Consider the following 2589-nt stretch of genomic DNA (forward strand, 5'->3'; position numbering starts at 1 on the left):
GTCGAGGATCTCGATGAGTTGCTCCTTTTGTACGTCCGATGTGCACGAGGCGCTCGTCTGCTGGCACGACGGCCAATCGAGGTTGGCGACGGTCGCAATCCACGCCCCTCGGAACTCGTATTTCGGCGAGGACTGTGCGAACGCCGGCAGCGAAAGGGCGACCGCAGCGATCAGAATAGAGAGGCGCATCGTGGGGTGGGTTAGAAAACAAAGAGGGCGCTGAGCGCGAGGCCCAGCGCCCTCCAAGGGCACCGACGACAATGCCGCCGGCCGAAGCCGATTCCGCGTTAGCGGATGACCATCATGCGGCGGCTGGAGATCTCGCCCTCGATGTCGAGGGTGTAGACGTAAACACCAGCAGCGAGCGATCCGGCGTCGAACGACACCGAGTGCGGGCCTGCGGCCATCTGTCCATCGGCCAGCGTCGCGACTTCACGTCCGGTCGCATCGTACACGCGGAGCGTCACGCTCGAGGCTTGCTCGAGGTCGAACGCGATCTGCGTCGTGCCCGCGAACGGGTTTGGACGGTTCTGCTCGAGAGCACCGGCGAACGTGCCGACCTCCTCGTTCGACGTGCCCCCGCCGTCACCACGGGTAAAGCGCTGGACGGCGCCAGCCTGCGAGAACAGGACGACGTATGCCGTATCACCATCGGGCGAGAACGCGAGACCTCGAGGACGGCCATCGACGACGCCGTCGTACTTGAGGCTATCGACGGGCGTCGGGTTGAGGACGGGGTTGCCGTCTCCGTCGAACAAGCTGGCAGGCTCGAAGGCGTACCACGAGGTCAACGAGTAGTTCGTCGCGAGCAACGTGCTGTCCGCCGGGTTGACGTAATCGTTGGCGCCGTTGAGCGGGTTGCCGGCGCTGAACCAGTACCGACCCGTGCTCGGGTTGACAGCTGCCGACTCGACGCGCATGCCTGCGAGTGTGACGCCGATCGAGTCGAACTCGCTGAACTCGTCGGGACGCTGATAGACGATCGTAAACGGATTTTCAAAGGCCGTGTCGAACACCGTGTTGCCATCGGGCGCGACGAAGACGCCGCGGGCGAAGTTGCTCGATGCGTCGGTCACGTTCGCGATGAAGTTGAGGTCCGAGTCGTACTGCTTAATCGGTTGACCAGGGCAGACTGGAGCTGTGTAGATGTTGCCGTTGTCGTCAACGCCAGCCTGCGTCTGAGCGCAGTACTCTTCGCTGATTGTCTTGGCGAGGCCTTGACCGGTCTCGTAATCGAGCTTGAAGATGCTCTGGAAGCTCGAGACGATGATGTTGCCATCCGCGTCAGCGCGAAGACCGCGGTTGCTCCGGCCCTCCCAGGCCAGGTCGCCATCCGCGTTGACGAACGTGAACCCACCGAGGGTGTCACGCGGCGTCGTGCCGTCAGCGTAGTCGATGAAACGAATCGGCGAAATCGAAGCCTCTGTGCCGTCGGCGTTGAAGACAGAGATAACGCGGATCGCTCGGAACTCGTTGTTGAGCGCCGGGACCTCAAGGCTGTCGGTAGCGCCGAAGGTCTGAAGCCAGACCTTGCCGTCAGGGTCAACAGCGACGCCGTGCATCCCGTTGCCGTCGGTCTCGAGCGTGTCGACGGGGAAGACGGTGTCGAAGCTCCACTGCGCGGATGCCGTCAGCGGGAAGGCGGCTGCGAAGAGGAGGAGTAGCAGTTTCCTCATGGAAAAGGTGGGGGAGTGTGATTGGAGAAATCCGCGGCCTCGAGGCCGCAGGTGTTTGGGTTCGTTATGGAACCGTAAAGCAAGGGGTTTGATCCGCCGGGTATCGCTAAGCGCCGTCGCGGCGGGTCTCGACGCGGAATACGTTTGCCCGTTCGGAGCCCGTCGCAGCGGTGACCATGTAGAGCTGGCTTCCCGCGCCGTAGGCGAGGCTCTGGACAGGTCCGTTCAAGACGCCGGGGTACAAGACCTCGACGACACCACCCGAGACGGTTACGACAGGGTCGGTCTCCCGGTCGAGACCCACGTAGAGCGTTCCGTCAGCCGCGACCTCGAGGGCGTTTCCGACAGAGGGAAGCGTAGCGAGAGCGGTCGGGGCGCCGAGCGACCCGTCGCCCTGGAGCGGGATCGAGTACACCTGGGCCGGCGTCTCGCCGCTCACAGCGTACAGCGCCGTCGCGTCTGCCGCCAGCGCGCGGACGGCGTCGGGGAACGGCGTCTCTGAGGTCGAGCCATCTGGCGCGATCCGGAAGATCGCGCTGGCGTTTCCACCCACGAATACGGATCCGTCGGGGCCATCGGCGATCGAAAAGAGAGAGACCGTCGACGGCTGGAAGGCAGCTAGGACGCTCTGCCGGCCACCTTCTGGTAGCTCGAACACGGCGCGGACACGGCGCACGCCCACGAGCCGGTCATCAATGCGGGCGAGGGCTGCCCACGGGAAGCCGGAGTCGAAGTAGGGTGCCCGCGTCCCGTCGGGGGCGATGGCCGTGATGCCGACGGCGCTCCCTTCGTTCTCGAGCGAGAGGTAGAGCGTTCCGTCGTCGTCGGCTGCGATGCCGAACGGCACCTCCGTCCGCGCAAGCTCCCCATACGGAACGATCGCGGCGGTGAGAGGGAAGTCGATAGAGTTGCT

At 64.4% G+C, this 2589-nt stretch carries 2 protein-coding genes and 1 pseudogene; all 3 read right to left on the reverse strand.

Annotated features, from left to right (window positions below; all coding sequences use genetic code 11):
- Positions 1-189, reverse strand: a pseudogene (locus WBA11_RS01400) (glycoside hydrolase family 10 protein); the annotation flags it as partial.
- Positions 190-287: 98 nt separating this feature from the next.
- On the reverse strand, positions 288-1676 hold the full coding sequence (locus tag WBA11_RS01405) for a T9SS type A sorting domain-containing protein (RefSeq protein ID WP_424518947.1): 1389 nt from the start codon (positions 1674-1676) through the stop codon (positions 288-290).
- A 106-nt stretch (positions 1677-1782) separates the two neighbouring features.
- Positions 1783-2589, reverse strand: an 807-nt coding sequence (locus tag WBA11_RS01410; protein ID WP_424518948.1) for an SMP-30/gluconolactonase/LRE family protein, incomplete at its 5' end; no start/stop codon positions are given.

It is taken from the genome of Rubrivirga sp. (assembly GCF_049648075.1).
Taxonomy (GTDB): Bacteria; Bacteroidota; Rhodothermia; order Rhodothermales; family Rubricoccaceae; genus Rubrivirga.